This window comes from Alkalihalobacillus deserti, from assembly GCF_020734105.1.
Classification (GTDB): domain Bacteria; phylum Bacillota; class Bacilli; order Bacillales; family Bacillaceae_D; genus Halalkalibacter; species Halalkalibacter deserti.
In genome coordinates, this window is record NZ_JAJAFR010000001.1 from 271,913 (window position 1) to 290,563 (window position 18,651).

General features: G+C 37.9%; 19 protein-coding genes. 14 read left to right on the forward strand and 5 right to left on the reverse strand.

From position 1 onward, the window contains the following. Nucleotides 1-124 precede the first annotated feature (124 nt). Entirely contained in the window at nt 125-1,207 is a 1,083-nt protein-coding gene (locus LDX58_RS01400) for a DUF3866 family protein (protein WP_227935070.1), read from the forward strand. Here LDX58_RS01400 and mciZ read toward each other — a convergent pair. Beyond that, nucleotides 1,117-1,332, reverse strand: coding sequence for a Z-ring formation inhibitor MciZ (mciZ, locus tag LDX58_RS01405; protein WP_227935071.1), 216 nt, complete (start codon nt 1,330-1,332; stop codon nt 1,117-1,119). The two genes, LDX58_RS01400 and mciZ, sit on opposite strands and share 91 nt — an antisense overlap. Before the next feature lie 84 nt (nt 1,333-1,416). On the opposite strand from mciZ, the gene LDX58_RS01410 reads away from it, so the two are divergent. From LDX58_RS01410 to LDX58_RS01450, 9 genes are all read left to right on the forward strand, one after another. After that, nucleotides 1,417-1,962, forward strand: coding sequence for an NUDIX domain-containing protein (locus tag LDX58_RS01410; protein WP_227935072.1), 546 nt, complete (start codon nt 1,417-1,419; stop codon nt 1,960-1,962). Then, nucleotides 1,959-3,128, forward strand: coding sequence for an endonuclease Q family protein (locus LDX58_RS01415; protein ID WP_227935073.1), 1,170 nt, complete (start codon nt 1,959-1,961; stop codon nt 3,126-3,128). The genes LDX58_RS01410 and LDX58_RS01415 overlap by 4 nt, the downstream gene beginning before the upstream one ends. Before the next feature lie 121 nt (nt 3,129-3,249). Beyond that, complete coding sequence (gene spoIIM / locus LDX58_RS01420) at nt 3,250-3,888, forward strand: stage II sporulation protein M (protein WP_227935074.1); 639 nt, start codon at nt 3,250-3,252, stop codon at nt 3,886-3,888. Nucleotides 3,889-4,014: 126 nt separating this feature from the next. Further along, complete coding sequence (fur, locus tag LDX58_RS01425) at nt 4,015-4,479, forward strand: ferric iron uptake transcriptional regulator (protein ID WP_227935075.1); 465 nt, start codon at nt 4,015-4,017, stop codon at nt 4,477-4,479. A gap of 459 nt (nt 4,480-4,938) precedes the next feature. After that, entirely contained in the window at nt 4,939-5,172 is a 234-nt protein-coding gene (locus tag LDX58_RS01430; RefSeq protein ID WP_227935076.1) for a YqzK family protein, read from the forward strand. Between the two features lie 29 nt (nt 5,173-5,201). After that, complete coding sequence (xerD, locus tag LDX58_RS01435) at nt 5,202-6,092, forward strand: site-specific tyrosine recombinase XerD (protein WP_227935077.1); 891 nt, start codon at nt 5,202-5,204, stop codon at nt 6,090-6,092. 97 nt (nt 6,093-6,189) lie between these two features. After that, nucleotides 6,190-7,371: a phosphopentomutase gene (gene deoB, locus LDX58_RS01440; protein WP_227935078.1), complete on the forward strand. Its 1,182-nt coding sequence runs from the start codon at nt 6,190-6,192 to the stop codon at nt 7,369-7,371. Nucleotides 7,372-7,384: 13 nt separating this feature from the next. Continuing rightward, nucleotides 7,385-8,194 (forward strand): purine-nucleoside phosphorylase, encoded by an 810-nt coding sequence (locus LDX58_RS01445; protein ID WP_227935079.1) that lies wholly within the window; start codon nt 7,385-7,387, stop codon nt 8,192-8,194. A gap of 124 nt (nt 8,195-8,318) precedes the next feature. Next, nucleotides 8,319-9,620, forward strand: a complete 1,302-nt coding sequence (locus LDX58_RS01450; RefSeq protein WP_227935080.1) for a pyrimidine-nucleoside phosphorylase — start codon at nt 8,319-8,321, stop codon at nt 9,618-9,620. A 109-nt stretch (nt 9,621-9,729) separates the two neighbouring features. On the opposite strand, the gene LDX58_RS01455 is transcribed toward LDX58_RS01450, so the two are convergent. From LDX58_RS01455 to LDX58_RS01470, 4 genes are all read right to left on the reverse strand, one after another. Continuing rightward, nucleotides 9,730-10,746, reverse strand: coding sequence for a sodium-dependent bicarbonate transport family permease (locus LDX58_RS01455; protein ID WP_227935081.1), 1,017 nt, complete (start codon nt 10,744-10,746; stop codon nt 9,730-9,732). 135 nt (nt 10,747-10,881) lie between these two features. Then, the gene (locus LDX58_RS01460) at nt 10,882-11,256 is read right to left on the reverse strand and encodes a Na-translocating system protein MpsC family protein (protein ID WP_227935082.1); all 375 of its coding nucleotides are present in this window, start codon (nt 11,254-11,256) and stop codon (nt 10,882-10,884) included. A 238-nt stretch (nt 11,257-11,494) separates the two neighbouring features. Then, on the reverse strand, nt 11,495-12,649 hold the full coding sequence (locus tag LDX58_RS01465) for an acyl-CoA dehydrogenase family protein (RefSeq protein ID WP_227935083.1): 1,155 nt from the start codon (nt 12,647-12,649) through the stop codon (nt 11,495-11,497). Between the two features lie 78 nt (nt 12,650-12,727). After that, a complete protein-coding gene (locus LDX58_RS01470) occupies nt 12,728-13,222 on the reverse strand; it encodes a L,D-transpeptidase family protein (protein WP_227935084.1) in 495 nt (164 codons plus the stop codon). Between the two features lie 130 nt (nt 13,223-13,352). On the opposite strand from LDX58_RS01470, the gene LDX58_RS01475 reads away from it, so the two are divergent. The 4 genes from LDX58_RS01475 to LDX58_RS01490 all read left to right on the forward strand — a co-directional run bounded on the left by LDX58_RS01475 (nt 13,353) and on the right by LDX58_RS01490 (nt 18,603). Then, complete coding sequence (locus LDX58_RS01475) at nt 13,353-13,499, forward strand: YycC family protein (protein ID WP_227935085.1); 147 nt, start codon at nt 13,353-13,355, stop codon at nt 13,497-13,499. Nucleotides 13,500-14,087: 588 nt separating this feature from the next. After that, nucleotides 14,088-16,067, forward strand: coding sequence for a transporter substrate-binding domain-containing protein (locus LDX58_RS01480; RefSeq protein ID WP_227935086.1), 1,980 nt, complete (start codon nt 14,088-14,090; stop codon nt 16,065-16,067). A 4-nt stretch (nt 16,068-16,071) separates the two neighbouring features. After that, nucleotides 16,072-17,424 (forward strand): sigma-54-dependent transcriptional regulator, encoded by a 1,353-nt coding sequence (locus LDX58_RS01485; protein WP_227935087.1) that lies wholly within the window; start codon nt 16,072-16,074, stop codon nt 17,422-17,424. A gap of 165 nt (nt 17,425-17,589) precedes the next feature. Continuing rightward, complete coding sequence (locus LDX58_RS01490) at nt 17,590-18,603, forward strand: TAXI family TRAP transporter solute-binding subunit (RefSeq protein ID WP_227935088.1); 1,014 nt, start codon at nt 17,590-17,592, stop codon at nt 18,601-18,603. The last annotated feature ends 48 nt before the right edge of the window (nt 18,604-18,651 follow it).

Below are 18,651 nucleotides of genomic sequence, written 5' to 3' on the forward strand. Positions count from 1 at the left end.
CAACTCTCCAAAAGAAGATACACTTTTCACCTTTAAACTAATTTCTGAATAAATGGGTCTTTAAATTGGCTACACTAAGAAAATATGACATAAATGGTAAAAAGTTTAATTAAGGCGTGAGACTATGTATAAACAAGTGAAAACAAAGGTTGTAAACATTCAATATGAAGATAAGGAGATTCAGAAGTTAACAACCGACAAAGGAGCAAAGCGCGCGATTCTTTATAAAACCATAACACAACGAGTGGAAATTGGAGCAGATGTTCTCGTAAATGTGACAGCTACTGATTTAAAGCTTGGTACAGGTGGATGGGACATTGTTCGTGAAATTCTTCCTGTTACTAATTGGAGTCTTATGGAAGTTCAAGGCCACATTATGAAAGTACGCTATACGCCTATTCAACATAGCGTACTCGCTATTGAGTCACAAGAAAGTGAGTATCATCAACAATTCACAGAATCCTTTTCATTAATGGGAAGCCCTGTTTGGCTTGCGGAATTACATAGTATGGTTCCGCTTTTTTATTTTGTATCCCAAGAAATAAAAGCGGACAGCCGTTGCTGTGTTATTTTTGATGATCAAGCAGGCTTAGCTTTATCGATGAGCGATCAACTTAGAGCCTTACATCAACAAGACAAGTTTCATTCCATTACGGTTGGTCAAGCATTTGGTGGTCAATTTGAAGCAGTAACAATTGCTTCAGCCTTACAATTTGCAAAAAATACACTAAAAGCAGATTTTATCGTTATTTCTGTTGGACCTGGTGTTGTTGGTACAGGTACACGTTTTGGTTTTTCGGGAATGATTATGTCTCATTGGTCACACACGATTAGTGCTCTTGAAGGAATACCCATTTGGATTCCAAGATTGTCCTTTGCTGATTTTAGAAAACGGCATAATGGACTTAGTCATCATACTCTCACTCCTCTTTGTCAATTTACGTTTAAACAAGCTGTTTTACCGCTTCCATATTTAGAGGGAAAGGAACGTCAGAAGGTTACAGAGCAATTGAATGGTTACCGTCCTTTTCAAGTAGAACATAACATCCACTTTGCCTCAAAGGACCATGTTACGGACCTAGTTATTCAAGCTCTAAAAACGGCCAGTTTGCCTATTCAAACAATGGGTCGCAAATATGGAGATGATCCGTTGTTTTTCTGTGCCGTTGCGGAGGCAATTCGAGTAGGGCTTTTAACTTCTGTTTGACGATGGACACTTTCGACCCAATCTTCAACGAGGTCAAATGATTTTTTTGCTTGTTTTAATTTGGCTTTTACTTCCCAAGCCTTTCCAGCTAAAATAATTCCTTGGTCATGAACGTAAATTTTCATTGGGCTCGTCCTTTCATATAGAGGTATGCTACAGTTTTATGTAGAAATGAGAAAAAAAGAACCAAATAATGAAGGGAGAAAACGATGAATCACTTATATGAAAAAACCACAAAAACAACTGAAGTTTATAAAGGTCGTGTCATAGAGTTACAAATAGAGGAGGTTGAACTTCCTAATGGGAAAACTAGTACGCGGGAGGTTGTGAAACATCCAGGTGCAGTTGCAGTAATTCCGATAACCAAAGAGGGGAATATCGTCCTTGTAAGGCAATACCGAAAAGCGTTAGATAAGGTGATTGTTGAAATTCCAGCGGGTAAACTTGAACAAGGTGAAGATCCACTTCATTCTGCTAAGAGAGAACTTGAAGAAGAAACAGGTTATAAAACGGAAAAGCTAGATTTTATTATCTCTTTTTACACTTCACCAGGTTTTGCTGACGAGTTAATCTATATGTATTTTACAGACACACTTAAGAAAGGTTTTAGTCAAACAGATGATGATGAATTTCTTGATGTATTAGAAGTGAATCTTGAAGAAGCAGAACAAATGATCAAGGATCAAGTTATTCACGATGCTAAAACGGCATTCGCTATTCAATATTTGAAAATGAGAGAGTTGAGGAAGTCGTGATAGAATTACAAGATTATGTTGCTGATTTACATATACACATTGGGCGTACGCGATTAGGAGCAGCAGTTAAAATAACAGCTGCTCCTTCATTGACCTTAAAATCGATCATTCACTATGCTAAAGAGATAAAAGGGGTTGATATGATCGGAGTAATTGATTGCCATGTTCAAGAGGTTATTAATGAAATTGAAGATGATCTCACGAGTGGTGAGGCCTTTGAGTTAACAGACGGTGGAGTTCAATATTCAGGAGTAACGCTTTTGCTAGGATCTGAAATAGAACTTTATGATGAAAACTGCCGTGGACCGATTCATATTCTTGCTTTCCTTCCAACGATAAAAGCGATGCGGGAGTTTAGCGAATGGATCGCCCAACGAATGAAAAATTCATCTTTAAGCTCTCAGAGAATATATGAAAGAGCGAAAGTGCTACAAAGAAAAGTTCGAGACTTAAATGGTTTATTCATCCCTGCTCACGTTTTTACTCCCTTTAAAAGTTTATATGGTAAAGGCGTTGAAGAGAGTTTGACCGAGGTATTTGACCCACTTTTAATTGATGCGATTGAACTAGGTTTAAGTAGTGATACAAGTATGGCTGATCAAATAAGCGAATTACACCGATACCCTTATTTAACCAATTCGGATGCACACTCTCTAGAGAAAATAGCAAGAGAGTACCAGGTGTTAAGATTAAAAAATCCATCATTTGAAGAATTTCAGAAAGCCTTACAGAATACTGAGGAGAGGCGTATTAAAGCAAATTTCGGTCTGAATCCGTTATTAGGGAAATATTTTACTACCATTTGTGCAAAATGTTCAGTAGCTACAAAGGATCAAACCTGTTTAGGTTGCGGATCAACTGTGTTCATTAAGGGAGTATCTGATCGTTTACAGGAGTTGGCTTCTTCGTACTACGATACGAATCAAATGGAGAGGCCACCTTATCATCATCAAATTCCGTTAGAATTTATTCCTAAGTTAGGCAAGAAAACATTAGAAAAGTTACGTGATCATTTTGGGACAGACATGAACATTATACATAACGTTACAAAAGAACAGTTAAAACAAATTGTCTCTTCAAACGTCTCTTCTGCCATCATAGCTGCAAGACAAGGAACTCTATCTATTAAAGCAGGCGGTGGAGGGCTGTATGGGAAAATAGAATAAGGTTAAATGTAAAAAAACGAATGAAAACTACCTTTTTTAATAACCTCTGCCATATCATAGTCATAGATTTCCGATTTGTCTCATAGATTGGACTAAGAGCAAAAGAGGGGGTCATGACGTAATGAAGTACGGTTTAAGAGAGATGATATCTGCCCATCTAGAAGAGAATCGAACGATATATGTTTTTACGACAGTATTATTTCTAATTGGAATTGTATTTGGAGCGATCATTGTTAACAGCTTGAGCTTAACGCAAAAGCATGATTTATATATGTATTTAAGCCAATTTTTTGGACATGTTCAAGAAGGCGAGCTTGCGCAATCATCAGCGATCTTTAGTCAGAGTTTTGCCCACTATGCCAAATACTTTGGTTTGATGTGGATTTTAGGTTTATCGATCATAGGTTTACCTGTTATCTTGATCCTCCTTTTTTTGAAAGGTGTCGTTGTTGGATTCACGGTTGGGTTTTTAGTCAACCAGATGGGTATGTCAGGTTTCTTCCTAGCCTTCGTCTCAATTATGCCGCAAAACTTCATTCTTGTTCCCGCGTTTATTATTGTTGGAACAGCTAGTATCTCATTCTGCCTTAAAATGGTGAGACAGCAATTTATAAAACGAACAAATATGCCTATCTTCCCGCAGTTTATGAAATATTCTTTACTCATCCTTTGTGTAGGATCAGTTCTTGTATTCGCTTCGGCTTTTGAAGCATATGTTTCACCTGTCTTAATGCGTTGGGTAATAACAACTAACGTATAGAAATAACAATAATAATTATATGATAATTATTATTGTTATTTAAGGTAATAATCATTATCGATTGACACTGTTTTTTTGAATGATTATAATGAAAGGAGGTAAAAGGGTTGAGGGGAGGCATGAACTATGGAGAAACGACTAGATCGGATAAAAAAACATCTGCACTCACAAAGTTATAAGCTTACACCACAACGAGAAGCAACGGTAAGAGTGCTGCTCGAACACGAAGAAGACCATTTAAGTGCAGAGGATGTTTACCTCCTCGTAAAAGATAAATCACCTGAAATAGGACTAGCTACTGTTTATCGCACACTCGAACTACTAGCTGAATTAAAAATAGTAGATAAGATAAATTTTGGAGATGGTGTATCTCGTTTTGATTTACGTCAAGAAGGAGCAGCTCATTTTCACCATCATCTCGTTTGTATTGAGTGTGGAGCTGTGGATGAAATTCAAGAAGACTTATTAGGTGATGTAGAAGAAGTAGTTGAACGAGATTGGAATTTTAAAATTAAAGACCACCGCTTAACATTTCATGGTATATGTCATCGCTGTCATGATAAAGAGGATGAAACAGGAACGGAAGAATAATGGATTCGGAAAGAGGCTTGTTCTTTAAGAACAGGCTTTTTGTTTAATTTTGTTTAATAAAGTAAGGAGCAGTGAGTTAACTAAAGTTGCCGGAAAAGGACTCGAAGTTGCTGAATTGTTGCACGAAGTTGCCGAAAAAGAGCTTGAAGTTGCTGAATAGTTTCATGGAGTTGCCGGAAAAGAGCTTAAAGTTGCTGAATTGTTACACGAAGTTGCCGGAATCTATAAAACTTATTGAATAATGGAAGTGGCACTGGCTCCACACGCTAAGCGCCCATTCTAAGAAGTGCACTTTAGAAGGGGCTTAAAAGAAGGCAGTGGTCCCGCTCAGTGCTCAGACTATAATCAAAAAGGTGAAAACCGACCTTTTTGATTATAGTCTGGTATATTCTCTATGGTTTTTGGCATAGCTTGTATTAAGGGCTTAATGACTCGAAGTCAAAAGCGGAGGTATGTCCCATGAGGTCATGGTTTTATTTAGTCATTCAAACATTAAAAGTGTTTCTCTTGTTTATGGGATGCACTCTTCTCTTTTATTATGGTATTCTATGGGTAAGTCAAGAATATGAAAGCTACCATCGCTATGATGAGCCTCAAGGAAAGGCTGTTAAAGTCTTTCAAATGGAGACTAGTGGTGTGAATTCAACTTCTTGGATTGAACGGTTAGTGATGTTTTACCGAGAAGGAGAATAGTAATTAGCTCATGATGGGAGCGATTTAGTTTGGGGAAAGAGATAACCGAGTTTTTACATTACATACAAGTGGAACGTGGCTTGGCAAGAAATACAATTCAATCGTATGAGCGCGATTTAAAGCAGTACGAACTATATGTGAAAAATGTTGAGAATAAGGCTAATATCAAGGAAATTGATCGACAAACCATTGTTCAATATTTATATATCCTTAAAGAACAGGGACGTGCTGAGACAACGATCGCTAGGACCATTGCCTCGATCAGGGCCTTTCACCAATTTGCTTTGCGTGAAAAGCTAGCTGATCAAGATCCTTCTGTACATTTAAACATACCCAAAAGAGCAAAGCGTCTACCTAAAGTGTTATCGATGCAAGAGGTAGAAGCATTATTAGCTGTACCAATTGATAGTGATCCTTTTTCTATTCGAAATAGAGCGATGTTAGAGACACTCTACGCAACTGGTATGCGTGTTTCTGAATTAATAAATTTAACTGTAACAGATACTCATTTGACAATGGGTTTTGTGAGATGTATTGGAAAAGGAAACAAAGAGAGAATTATCCCATTAGGTGGAGAAGCAACAAAAGCTTTACAAAGGTATCTTGAAAATAGTCGTCTCGGTCTTATGAAAAAAAATCGTCATGATGTGTTATTTGTTAATCATCACGGTAAACCATTATCGAGACAGGGTTTCTGGAAAATTTTAAAACAACTAGCAGAGAAAGCAAATATTAAAAAGCCATTAACTCCACATACATTAAGGCATTCATTTGCTACACATCTGCTTGAAAATGGAGCAGACCTTAGGGCTGTTCAAGAGATGCTTGGTCATGTAGATATTTCGACTACACAAATATACACCCACGTAACAAAAGCAAGAATGAAAGATGTCTATGCTCAGCACCATCCACGAGCATAGAGATTTATATCTAAAGAGGTCGGACTTCTGACAACTTTCTCACTTTCAAATTATAATAAAAGTAGGGCATAGTATAAGAAAAAGGGGGAATCTAACTTTGGGTACGTTTCGATTTGATCGAGTATTTTTAATTGTTATGGATTCTGTTGGAATTGGAGAAGCTCCTGATGCAGCTGAATTCGGCGATGAGGATTCACATACACTTAAACACATTGCTGAAAAAATGAATGGTCTTAAAATGCCGAATATGGAAAAGTTAGGTCTAAGTCACATTCGTATGATCCCAGGAATTGAAAAAGTGGAAAAACCGCTCGCTCACTATGGCATCATGCAAGAAGCTTCGAGCGGAAAAGATACGATGACAGGACATTGGGAACTAATGGGCTTGAATATTCAAGAGCCCTTTCAAGTATTTCCAGACGGATTTCCGCCGGAGTTAGTAGCGGAATTAGAAAAGCAGTGGGGGCGTAAAATGATTGGCAATAAGGTAGCCTCTGGTACGGAAATATTAGATGAACTTGGCTCCAAACATGTTAAGACAGGAGATTTAATCGTATATACGTCCGCTGATTCGGTTCTTCAAATTGCGGCACATGAAGATGTTGTTCCGATAGAGGAGCTATATGAGATTTGTCAGAAAGCTCGTAAGCTGACACTAGATCCTAAATATATGGTAGGACGTATCATCGCCCGCCCTTTTGTCGGAAGTGAAGGAAATTGGGAAAGGACACCAAATCGTCATGATTATGCCCTTAAGCCATTTGACCGTACTGTCATGAATGAACTTGCCGATAGTGGATTTGATTCAATTGCCATTGGTAAAATTTCTGATATTTATGACGGTGAAGGAATTACAGAATCTATTCGCACAATCTCGAATGATGATGGAATGGAAAAACTGATCGAGACCATTCGTAAGCCTTTTACTGGTCTTAGTTTTGTAAACTTAGTTGATTTCGATGCGAAATATGGTCATAGACGGGATCCAATTGGGTATGGGCAAGCACTTGAACAGTTTGATTCGCAGTTAAAGCAGGTAATAGATGAACTGGGGGAGAAAGATTTACTAATCATTACCGCTGATCACGGAAATGATCCAACCTATTCAGGCACAGATCACACACGTGAATTTGTCCCTTTAATTGTGTATAACAGAAAACAAACGGAAGCAAGAAACTTAGGTACGCGTCAAACTTTCGCCGATATCGGAGCGACCATTGCGGATAATTTTGCCGTTACACGACCAAAATATGGAACTAGTTTTTTACAGAAGTTATAGGAGGGGAATTAAAATGAATCCGATTGAACAAACTACATCTTTTTTAAAAGGAAAAACCAATCAAACACCTGAAATTGGTCTTATTCTAGGATCTGGTCTTGGTGTACTTGCTGAAGAGATTAAAAATCCAATTAAGGTCCCTTACAATGAAATTCCAAACTTCCCAGTATCAACTGTTGCTGGACACGCAGGGCAATTAGTCTTTGGAACACTAGAAGGCAAGCAAGTAGTGGCGATGCAAGGCCGCTTTCATTTTTATGAGGGATATAGTATGGACGTGGTCACATTTCCGGTACGTGTGATGAAAGCTTTAGGTATTGAGAAGATGATCGTCACCAATGCGGCAGGCGGTGTAAATGAAGCTTATGAGGCAGGCAATCTAATGATTATTCAAGACCAAATTAATAATATGGGGCAGAATCCATTAATAGGGCCTAATGATGAATTAAAGGGTGTACGTTTCCCAGACATGTCGAACGCCTATTCAGAGCGTTTACGTAAGTTAGCGCGTGAAAAAGCGGAAAGTTTAAACATCGCAATCCAAGAAGGTGTTTATGTTGGTAATACAGGACCAGCATATGAAACTCCAGCTGAGGTAAGAATGCTTCGGGTAATAGGGGCTGATGCAGTTGGAATGTCAACAGTACCAGAAGTGATCGTAGCTCGTCATGCAGATCTAGAAGTGTTGGGAGTCTCATGTATTTCAAACATGGCCGCAGGCATTTTGCCACAACCGTTGTCACATGATGAAGTAATAGAGACGACTGAGCGCGTCAAAACAGACTTCCTTTCACTTGTTAAAGCCATTGTTAAGGATATGTAGTTAAACCATATATTAATATAAAGGCCTACATATGTATAACTTATTATTGTGTCAGGTATTGCCAAGATTGTTGGTTGAATATTGAAGAGTATTAACACGACTTGTTAAAAGGGAGTGGACGCATATGCGTATGGTAGACCTTATAGAAAAGAAAAGAGATGGCCAGGAGTTAACCAAAGAGGAGATTCGCTTTGCAATCGAAGGCTATACAAAAGGTGACATCCCTGATTATCAAATTTCGGCTTTTGCCATGGCGATTTTCTTCCAAGACATGACGACAAATGAGCGTGCAGAATTAACAATGGCGATGGTAGAGTCTGGTGATCAAATTGATTTATCTGCAATTGATGGCATAAAAGTAGATAAGCACTCAACAGGAGGAGTTGGTGATAAGACAACGATTGCGCTCGCTCCACTTGTTGCTGCAGTAGGTGTTCCCGTTGCTAAAATGTCAGGTAGAGGTCTTGGTCATACTGGAGGAACCATTGATAAGCTCGAGGCAATTCCTGGTTTCAATGTGGAGATTGATACAACTCAATTTACTGAACTTGTCAATAAGAATAAGCTTGCTGTTGTAGGACAAACAGGGAATTTAACACCAGCAGATAAAAAGCTTTATGCTCTTCGTGATGTTACGGCAACAGTGAATTCCATTCCTTTAATTGCAAGCTCGATCATGAGTAAAAAAATTGCGTCTGGTGCGGATGCGATTGTGTTAGATGTTAAAACAGGTTCAGGTGCTTTTATGAAAGAGCTTGAGCAATCGAAAGAATTAGCTGAAGCGATGGTGGCTATTGGTAAAAATTTAGGACGTGATACGATTGCGATCATATCAGACATGAATCAACCGCTTGGACGAACAATTGGCAATGCTCTTGAGGTAAAAGAAGCCATTGACATGCTCAGAGGAGAAGGACCAGATGATTTGAGGGAACTTTGCTTAACTTTAGGAAGTCAAATGGTTTATTTAGCCAAAAAAGCTTCTTCCATTAAAGAGGCACGCAAGAAGTTGGAGGAAGTAATCGCAAACGGAAAAGCTCTTGAAACATTAAAGGTTTTTATTAAATCTCAAAATGGAGATGCATCGATTGTAGATTACCCTGAAAAACTACCTGCTGCCAAATATCTGATCGATATAAAAACTAAAGAAACTGGAACCGTTTCATCGATCGTTGCCGATAAAATGGGCACAGCAGCGATGTTACTTGGTGCAGGTCGTGCTACAAAAGACTCTACCATTGACTTAGCTGTTGGACTTGTGCTGAATAAAAAAATCGGAGATCGAGTCGAAGTTGGAGATTCACTTGTGACGGTACATGCCAACAAACAAGAAATCAGTCAAGTAATTGAAATGATTTTATCAGCGTATTCGATTACGGATAAAGGAATTGAAAGACCACCACTGATTTATAATGAAATTCATTAGAGTCTTATTTCCAGAGTATAGATGCTTCAAGAGGTGACAAATGAATTTTGTCACCTCTTTGAACTGCCTACTTTAGTTAACTACATCAGAACGTGCTACCAATAGAATCTTAGATTGACGTAAGCCATCCAGCTAATTGATAGAAAAGAGGGATTCCGATAATTAGATTAAATGGAAATGTAATTCCAAGTGCTAAACCTAAGTAAATCGAGGGATTGGCTTCTGGGACTGAAGTGCGAAGTGCAGCAGGAGCGGCGATATAAGAAGCACTTCCAGAAAGAACGCCCATTAGAGTCATTCCCCCAACAGATAATCCAATCGCATTCCCAACTAACACTCCGAGTGCCCCACCAATGATCGGCATGATAATACCAAATAAAAGAAGCTTTGGACCATGTTTTCGCACTTCTGGTAGACGTTCACCAGCTGTTAACCCCATACTTAATAAGAAAAGAATGAGCACGCTGCTATATAAATCGATAAATAAAGGTTGAATGATTGGTACCGCATTCTCTCCTACGACCAGCCCAATAAGAAGTGCACCTAGCAGAAGAATAATACTTTTTCCAAAAAAAGCTTCCTTTAAAACTTCCTTATCAAGGAAAGATGTCGCTGGAGATGAAATAGCCAACTTTTGGGGGTGATAAACTTCAGAGCTAATTTCTTTCCGATCCAATACTTTTAGTAAAATAAGTGAAATGATAATAGCTGGACTTTCCATTAACACGACCATTGCATTCATAAATCCCTCATAACTAGTTCCAACATGATCGAGAAAAGAAATGGCTGCCCCGTACGTCACAATGCTTACAGATCCATAAGTAGCGGCTAAACCTACTGCATTTTTTGTATCCAGCTTAATTGTTTTTAACAGAACAAGAACAATGATTGGTAATAAAGAACCAATAAATAAAGTAGCTATTACCGGACTAATTACTTCATGAAATGAGTATTTAGAAAGTTCAATCCCACCCTTAAGACCAATCGCAACTAATAGAAAAATGCTTAATGTTTCATTTAAAGCTTTTGGAAATTTCAAATCCGATTTAACAAGTGCTGCAAATAATCCTAATACAAAAAACAAGACAACCGGTGAAAGTAAATTTTGAAAGATAATTTCATACATGTTTTTCTCCTCCATTTCAGTTTTTACATAAAAAAAACCGACAATTAACAGTACAGACTCTATCTGAGTCATGTAACTAATAATTGTCGGTTTACCTTTAACAAGCTAAAAGTAGCTGTTTAAAGATCTCCCTTATTAAGAATCTAATGTTTTTTCAATGTCATTGGCTAACCTAAAAACCATAAGGCGCTCACCGGTTTTCGTGCTAATATCCGTATGAAAGGTAATAACTTCTTCTCCAACTAATTCCTGAATAAGCTCTCCTAATAGGTCTCGACCAGACTCAACGAGCTCACAACGAATTTTTTTAATCGATAATCGGCCTTCATCTTTTTGGCAGAGTGCGTATTCAGCTGGAGTAAGTACACCTTTAAGCGTCACAATAATCATATCGCGAATAATATCAGTTTTTACAGAAACCGATCCTCTTCCTAAGAAGTCCTTCTCCCACTGGGTTAAAGTTTTAGAGATGGTGGCCTCTAACGTGCCTTTCTTTTTAACCACTTGCATATCATACCTCCAGTTGCTGACTTTGGTACAAAAAAACGGCATACTTCTTTCATCTTGCGAAAGAAATATGCCGATTTACCATAAACGTAACAGACCGAAGTAGCCGAGACTTTTTCTTATTATCGATTTTTCATCAACAACAAGCTAAAGTGAGCCTTACTTCTATCTTTCCCGTTTGATCTCTCGGTAGTCCAATATATTAATAATAGATCTAGTTGATTTTTTTGTCAATGGTTATTTACTTGTAAGATCTTTGGAAGGCCTCTTTAGCTAGCAGGATTAATGTAAGGTCATCCATTGGCGGGTTATGAAGCCCGGCACGGACATCACGATAATAACGCTGTATCGCATTGTTTTTAAACAAACTTTGAGCGCCAACGACTCTCATTGCGCGGTCGACTATACCAATGGCTGCATTAACAACGTGATATTTCACAGCACCAAGTTCTGATTGCATCAAATGTTGTTCTTCTTCGTTACTTGAATCCCATTTCTTTGAAACGCCATAGAGAAAGTAGCGAGCTTGCATTAGAGCCGCTTCATTTTCACCAATCTTCGCTTGAACATTGGGCAATTCTTTAATAGTACCATCAAGGCTATTTGGAGAATAGAATTTTGCAAAGTCAATCGCGTAATTTTGAGCTGCTTGGGCGATGCCTAGATAGCAAGCTGGGATATGTAAAAGCCAGCCTGCTGGTCGTTTGTTTCCTGGATGAATGACTTCTACAAAATGGTCTTCAGGAACTTCGACCTGATCTAGGTGTAGATCGTGGCTAGCTGTGCCTCTCATTGCAATTGAGTTCCACGTCTCTTCAATTCGAACACCTTTAGCAGAATGGTGAATTAAAAAGTTTCCAACCTGACCATCTTCCATAGTTGCCGAAACAATAAAATAATCTAAAGCCGGGGCCATAGAAGTAAAGTTTTTTCGTCCAGAGACGATCCATAAATGACCGTTCTTATGAGCAAGAGTGGTCGGTTTCCCTCCTCGTGTCGGACTTCCTGTTTCCGCCTCGGACGCAGCGGCATTAAGTAAATTACCTTCTTGCACAATCTCACGAAATAGTTGGCTAGAAATTTTCCTAGGCCAATGTAATCGTTCGCCTAATTGTGAAACAATTCCCATATGCCAGCCAATTGACAATGCTGTTGAACCATCTGCTTCGGCAATGATTTCTTGCAATGGTAGCCATTCAGATAATGGAAGACCTTGTCCACCAAAGGATTTTGGAACGGTGAGAGAGGTATATCCTATATTTTTTAGGTCTTCGATGTTCTCTATCGGAAATGTATTTTCTTCATCGTGTATTTTTGCACGTTTAGCAAAAGCCTTAACTGTTTGTCGTATGATTTTTTTTCTTTCTGCTAATGTTGTTACCTTGTGAAGTTGCATTCCCATACCTCCGATTCTTCTTTTTATCAGTTTATCATAATGGGACGAAGGTATAGAATGTTTGCGCCTATGCTTTATCTATGGTCTGATATAAACTGCAGTCCCATTGGGAACGGTTCTGGCTAATTCCTCCACATCTTGGTTATACATCCTAACACAACCGAGAGAGACATAGTGTCCAATTGAACTTGGATCATTTGTTCCATGAATTCCATAAGACTTTTTGGATAAACTCAACCACATAGTGCCAAAAGGTCCACCAGGATTAGGGGCTCTGTTCACAATGACAAAATCCCCCACTGGAGTGTCATGGAGCATCCTTCCAACTCCAACAGGGTAGACTTTTTGAACGATTCCTTGATTCATTAACGTAAGAGTTCGATTAGATAGAGAGATGTGAATGGTATAGGGGATGGTATCAGGTGAGGGAAGGCCAGGTATAATTATTTGTTGCCCGATCAAAATCATATTAGGATCTATACTTGGATTCGCGGCGATAATAGCTGAAAGAGGGGTTCGGTAATCTTCAGAGATAGCAAACAATGTTTCACCAGCTTTAACGATATGGATCATGTAGGGTACCTCCTATATTTGTAATTATGTTAATTTTAAACGAAGTGATAACTATCTAAATAAATATTGCATTGGATCATCATTTCAAAGTATGTTTAAATAAAACTAATAAATTATTAGGGGGATGACGATGAGACCATTACAAATCTCTGCAGACACGGCTCAAAAACTAGCCAAATCACTAAATGTTCCACTTGAACAAATTATGCATATGCCACAGCATATTCTGCTTGCCAAATTAACAGAACTTCAGAAAGATGAAAATAAAAAAGAATAAGAGGGATAGAGAGTCTCATTTACGTATGAGACTCTTTTTCTAATTGATCTAATGAAGGTAGGAAAGTTTTCGTCGTTAGTGTCAAAGTTTCACCACTTCTATTTTGATGCAGTTCTTAAATGGAAATATTGATAGGCAAATAACAATCTAATAACATCTACTAAAAAGCAAAAGTATGCAGGCATTAAGTGAATAAAAGTGATGTATCCTATTTTAACCAGCTTTTAAGACAAAATAGATCAACTGTAATAGTTATTCTTTCGAAACAGAGAAGAAAACTACGAATCAACATACGTCCGGAGATGCAAACAACGTCAGTTTGTATCTCCTCTTTTTTGTTAAATGAGTAAATCTATAAAACTGAGCAAAAAAAATTAAATTAGGCTTAAAATCTATTCACCAAACCTGCCATTTTATATTGAATTTCAATAATTGCATGGATTCGTAAATAATTGCACCACCTTTGCTCTAAGCACCATCTTGTTGCTAAATTGTTTGTTGATTTTTTATAAATAGAAACTAGCTTGGCATTTAATCTATTTTCAACTACGATAGGTAAATAAATAATACTTTTATAAGGGGTTACAAATGAAAAAGGTGATTCTAGTCTTGGCAGTGAGCTTATTATTAACTTTTTTAGGAACAACGGTAAATGCTGATGAAGCAACTATTCTTGTGGTCGGTTATGATCCAAACCTTCCTCCAATTAACTTTACTGAAGACGGAGTGCCCGCAGGTTTTGCCGTTGATATGATGAATGAAATTGCCGTGCGAATGGGAACTGAGATCAAATACATTCCAATCCCACAAAAAGAGGCGATTACAAAGCTTCAATATCAGCAGATAGATCTTTTATTAAGTGCCCACTTTAATGAAAAACATGCTCGGGTGATGGATTTCTCTGACTCGATTTTAGGGACATCGATTGGATTACTTGTTCATGAAAAAAATAATGAAATTAAAGGGCTAGCTCAATTAACGAATGCGGTGACCGCCCTCCAAAGCGATACAATAGAGTATGAGTTCTTACGCAATATTCGTAGGATTAAGTATCATGTAGCAAGCAATCAAGTTACTGCTTTAGATCTACTATTTAAAGGTCGTGCTAATGCATTTGTTGGAAATGTGATCACAGCTCAGTACGTGTTAGAGCAAACAGGAAGGCAGGATGATTATCAGATTGTCGGCAATTATTTACTCCCTATTGATTATACGATGGCTGTCAAAAAAGAGAATTATTTGTTACTTAGTCAATTAAATCGCGCCATTCGGGAGATCAAAAGTGATGGCACCTATAGTGCATTATATGAGAAGTGGTTTGATTGGGGGAATGACTTAACGGATCGCCTCTGGCTCGTTATTCAAATCATTGGATCGTTGCTTTTTTTAGCTATTATCTTTTCCTTTATCGGATTGCGTTGGAACAGACAATTACAAAGAGAAGTATCAAAGAAAACGAATGGCTTAAACCAAATAAATTATCAGCTTCAAGAAAAAATAGCACAAATGAAAAACAGTGATGAATTTCAGAAACAAATACTAAATAGCAGTCCGCGTGGAATTGTTACGGTTAATCAAGATGGGCTGATCACATCTTTTAATACAAAAGCTATAGAAATATCAGGAGAACCAGACCCGGTCGTCGGTCTGCATTACGAACAAGTTCTGTTGTTACAAAAACTATTGGAAGGCCGTTTTGCTCAAGTGTTTCAAACAAAAAACTTATTTTTAGGTGAAGAATCCGTCTGGGAGCGCGATGAACACCGTACTTTCTATCTACGTTACTATGTTTATCCTTTATTTGACTTTAAAAAACGCTTAAATGGTCTCATTGTTACATTTGAAGATATTACAGAAGAAAGAAAGTTACGTTTGCAAATTTTCGAACAAGAAAAAAATAAAGCTTTGGGCAGAGTCGTTGCTGGGATTGCACATGAAATTCGTAACCCGCTCACATCGATTAAGACATTTGCTGAACTGATCCCCCGCAAATATAATAATGAACGTTTTCAAAAAGAGATTTCCACGTATGTCCCTCAAGAAATTGAACGAGTCAATCAGCTAATTGAAGGTTTAATTGATTATGCGAAACCAAAACAGTTAAATAAAGAACGGATTGATGTATCTTTAATCACGAAAGAATGTACGATTTTATTTGAGCGTACGGCTCTAAATAAAGGGATCTCTTTAGTATCCGAAACAGAAGATGAACTCTGGATTGAAGCCGATTCTAATCAATTAAAACAAGTTATTATTAACCTCATTATTAATAGCTTAGATGCTATCGATACTAACGATGAAGTAGAAGATCGGATCGTAAAATTAAAAGCATACTCAAAGGATAACGGTATTGTGATGAAAGTCTCAGACAAAGGAGCTGGTATGGATGAAACAGAGCAGCTCCAAGCTTTAGAGCCCTTCTACACGACAAAAGAAAAAGGTACCGGCCTAGGTTTAGCGATAGCAAACCAATATGTTCATGAAAATAAAGGAAGGTTAGAAATAGATAGCAAGAAAGGGAAAGGGACAACGATTACATTAACATTTTCACCAAAGAATGGAGGGTAAATGTATGAAACGGATCATTGTAATTGATGATGAAGCTTCAATTTGTTCTTCTTTGGAATTTGCTTTAGAGGACGATTATGAGGTAGTGACAACGACTAAACCGCATGAGGGATTGAAGTGGATAGAAGAAGAACATCACGACTTATGTTTGCTTGACTTAAAGGTTGGTCAAGTAGATGGTCTTGAAATCTTAAAGAAAATTAAACAAGTTAGTCCAAGGACCGTGGTTATAATGATTACGGCTTACGGAACGATTGCAACTTCGGTCAGAGCAATTCAAGAAGGAGCCTATTCATATTTAACGAAACCAATTAATATTGAAGAACTTTACTCGATCATTCAACAAGCGCTTCATTATCAACATTTAAATGAACAAGTCGATTATTTAAGTCAAGAATTAGAAAAAAAATATAGCTATGAAGGAATTATCGGTAAAAGTGAAGCAATGGCTTCGATTTTTAACTTGATTGGAAAAGTAAAGGAAGTAGATTCAAATGTGTTAATTGTTGGAGAAAGTGGGACAGGAAAGGAACTAGTTGCAAGAGCGATTCACTTTTCGGGAAAGCGTCGACGAGCGCATTTTGAAGTTGTTAATTGTGCAGCGATACCGGACCAACTTCTAGAAAGTGAGCTATTTGGTTATGACAAGGGAGCTTTCACTGGAGCTGTTTCCAGTAAGGAAGGGAAGTTTCAGCTTACGAATGGAGGAACGATTTTTCTAGATGAAATTGGTGATATGCCCCTTTCTTTACAGGCAAAGCTTTTACGAGTCCTACAAGAAAAAGTCGTTACAAAGCTTGGTTCTAATAAAGAAATAAATCTAGATGTGCGTGTGATCGCAGCAACAAATAAAAACCTTGAAGAAGCGGTGAGAAACGGGGAGTTTCGTGAAGATTTATATTTTCGCTTAGACGTCGTTAAAGTGCCATTACCTCCTTTAAGAGAAAGAAAAGAAGACATTCCCTTTTTAATTAAGCACTTTATCCAACAGTTCAACCTGGAAATGAGCAAAAAGGTACAAGGCTTTACGAAAGAAGCAAATCGGATTTTACTTAATTATGATTATCCAGGGAACATTCGAGAACTCTCTAATATCATAGAATCGTCCATGGTTCTTGCAGATGACGAATTTATTGAAGTGTTAGACCTGCCACAACAAGTTAGAGCAATCCATTCCGTTGAACGAAAAGAAGGAGAAACGATTCTAGATTTTGTCGGAGTTCCTTTAAAAGAAATAGAGAAACAATTCATTTTAGCAACGCTTGAGGCAAATAATGGTCACCGGAAAAACACCGCTTTAATGCTAGGGATAAGTGAAAGAGGTTTACGTGACAAGTTGAAACAATATGAACAATAAAAAGCGGCAAAAATTGCAGGGCGGCAAAATATGCCGCTTTTGAACCGGCATAAATGTATCCTTTCCTAAGTAAACGGTTACATTTATGCCTTTTTAAAGTTGGCACAACATTTGCATTTAATTAAGTGAACTAAAAAGGAAAATAAAAAATTAGGGGGAAGTAGCATGAAAAAGTTTTACACATTATTTGTGGCGTCAATGCTTGTTTTTCTAACGGCATGTGGGGGCGAAGACACTTCAAGTCCAGAGCTCGAGGGGACAGAAAAGACTGAAAGTGAAGAAGGTAGCATGGAGCTAGAAGATTTATTCGTTACAGTAGCCACTGGAGGAACGTCTGGGGTTTACTATCCTATCGGTGGAGCAGTTGCAAATATTATTGAGAAAGAACTAGGAGTTGATTCTTCTGTTCAAGCCACTGGTGCATCTGTTGAAAATATTAATCTTATCAATACAGGTAGAGCAGAACTTGCGATAACAATGGCAGACGCAGTTTTACAAGCTTATGAAGGAAGCGGTGCTTTTGAAGGTGAGCAGCCTATCGATTCCTTAAGAGGATTAACAGCACTTTATCCTAACTTTGTTCAAGTTGTTACAACTGAAGATTCAGGGATTGAGAGTGTTGCTGGTTTAGCTGGTAAAAGTGTTGGAGTTGGGGCTGCTAACTCTGGAGTAGAGCTAAACGCACGTATGGTTTTAGAAGCACATGGAATGTCTTATGATGATGTTGATGAAGATTACTTATCTTACAGTGAAGCAATTGATCAGATCAAAAACGGGATGATCGATGCAGCATTTGTTACAAGTGGTGTTCCTAACGCTACAGTCATTGACCTAGATACAACTCATACAGCTAAAATTCTACCGATCGAAGGCGATGCGATCGATTACTTAACTGAAAATTACCCGTTTTTCTCAAGTGAATTGATCCCTGCAGGTTCTTATGGAAATGAAGAAGATATCCCAACGGCTGCTATCACTAATTTATTATTACTATCAAATGATGTTTCTGAAGATGCTGGTTATGAAATTACAAAAACATTGTTTGAAAATCTTGATCAAATTCAAGGATCACACAATGCTGCAAAAGATATTACTTTAGAAACAGTTGGCGTAGGTATGCCTGTACCATTCCATCCAGGAGCTGAGCGTTACTTTAAAGAAGTTGGAGCACTAAACTAATAATATCCAAGAAACTGACTCATGATCAACGTTCTACCTTTTAAATAA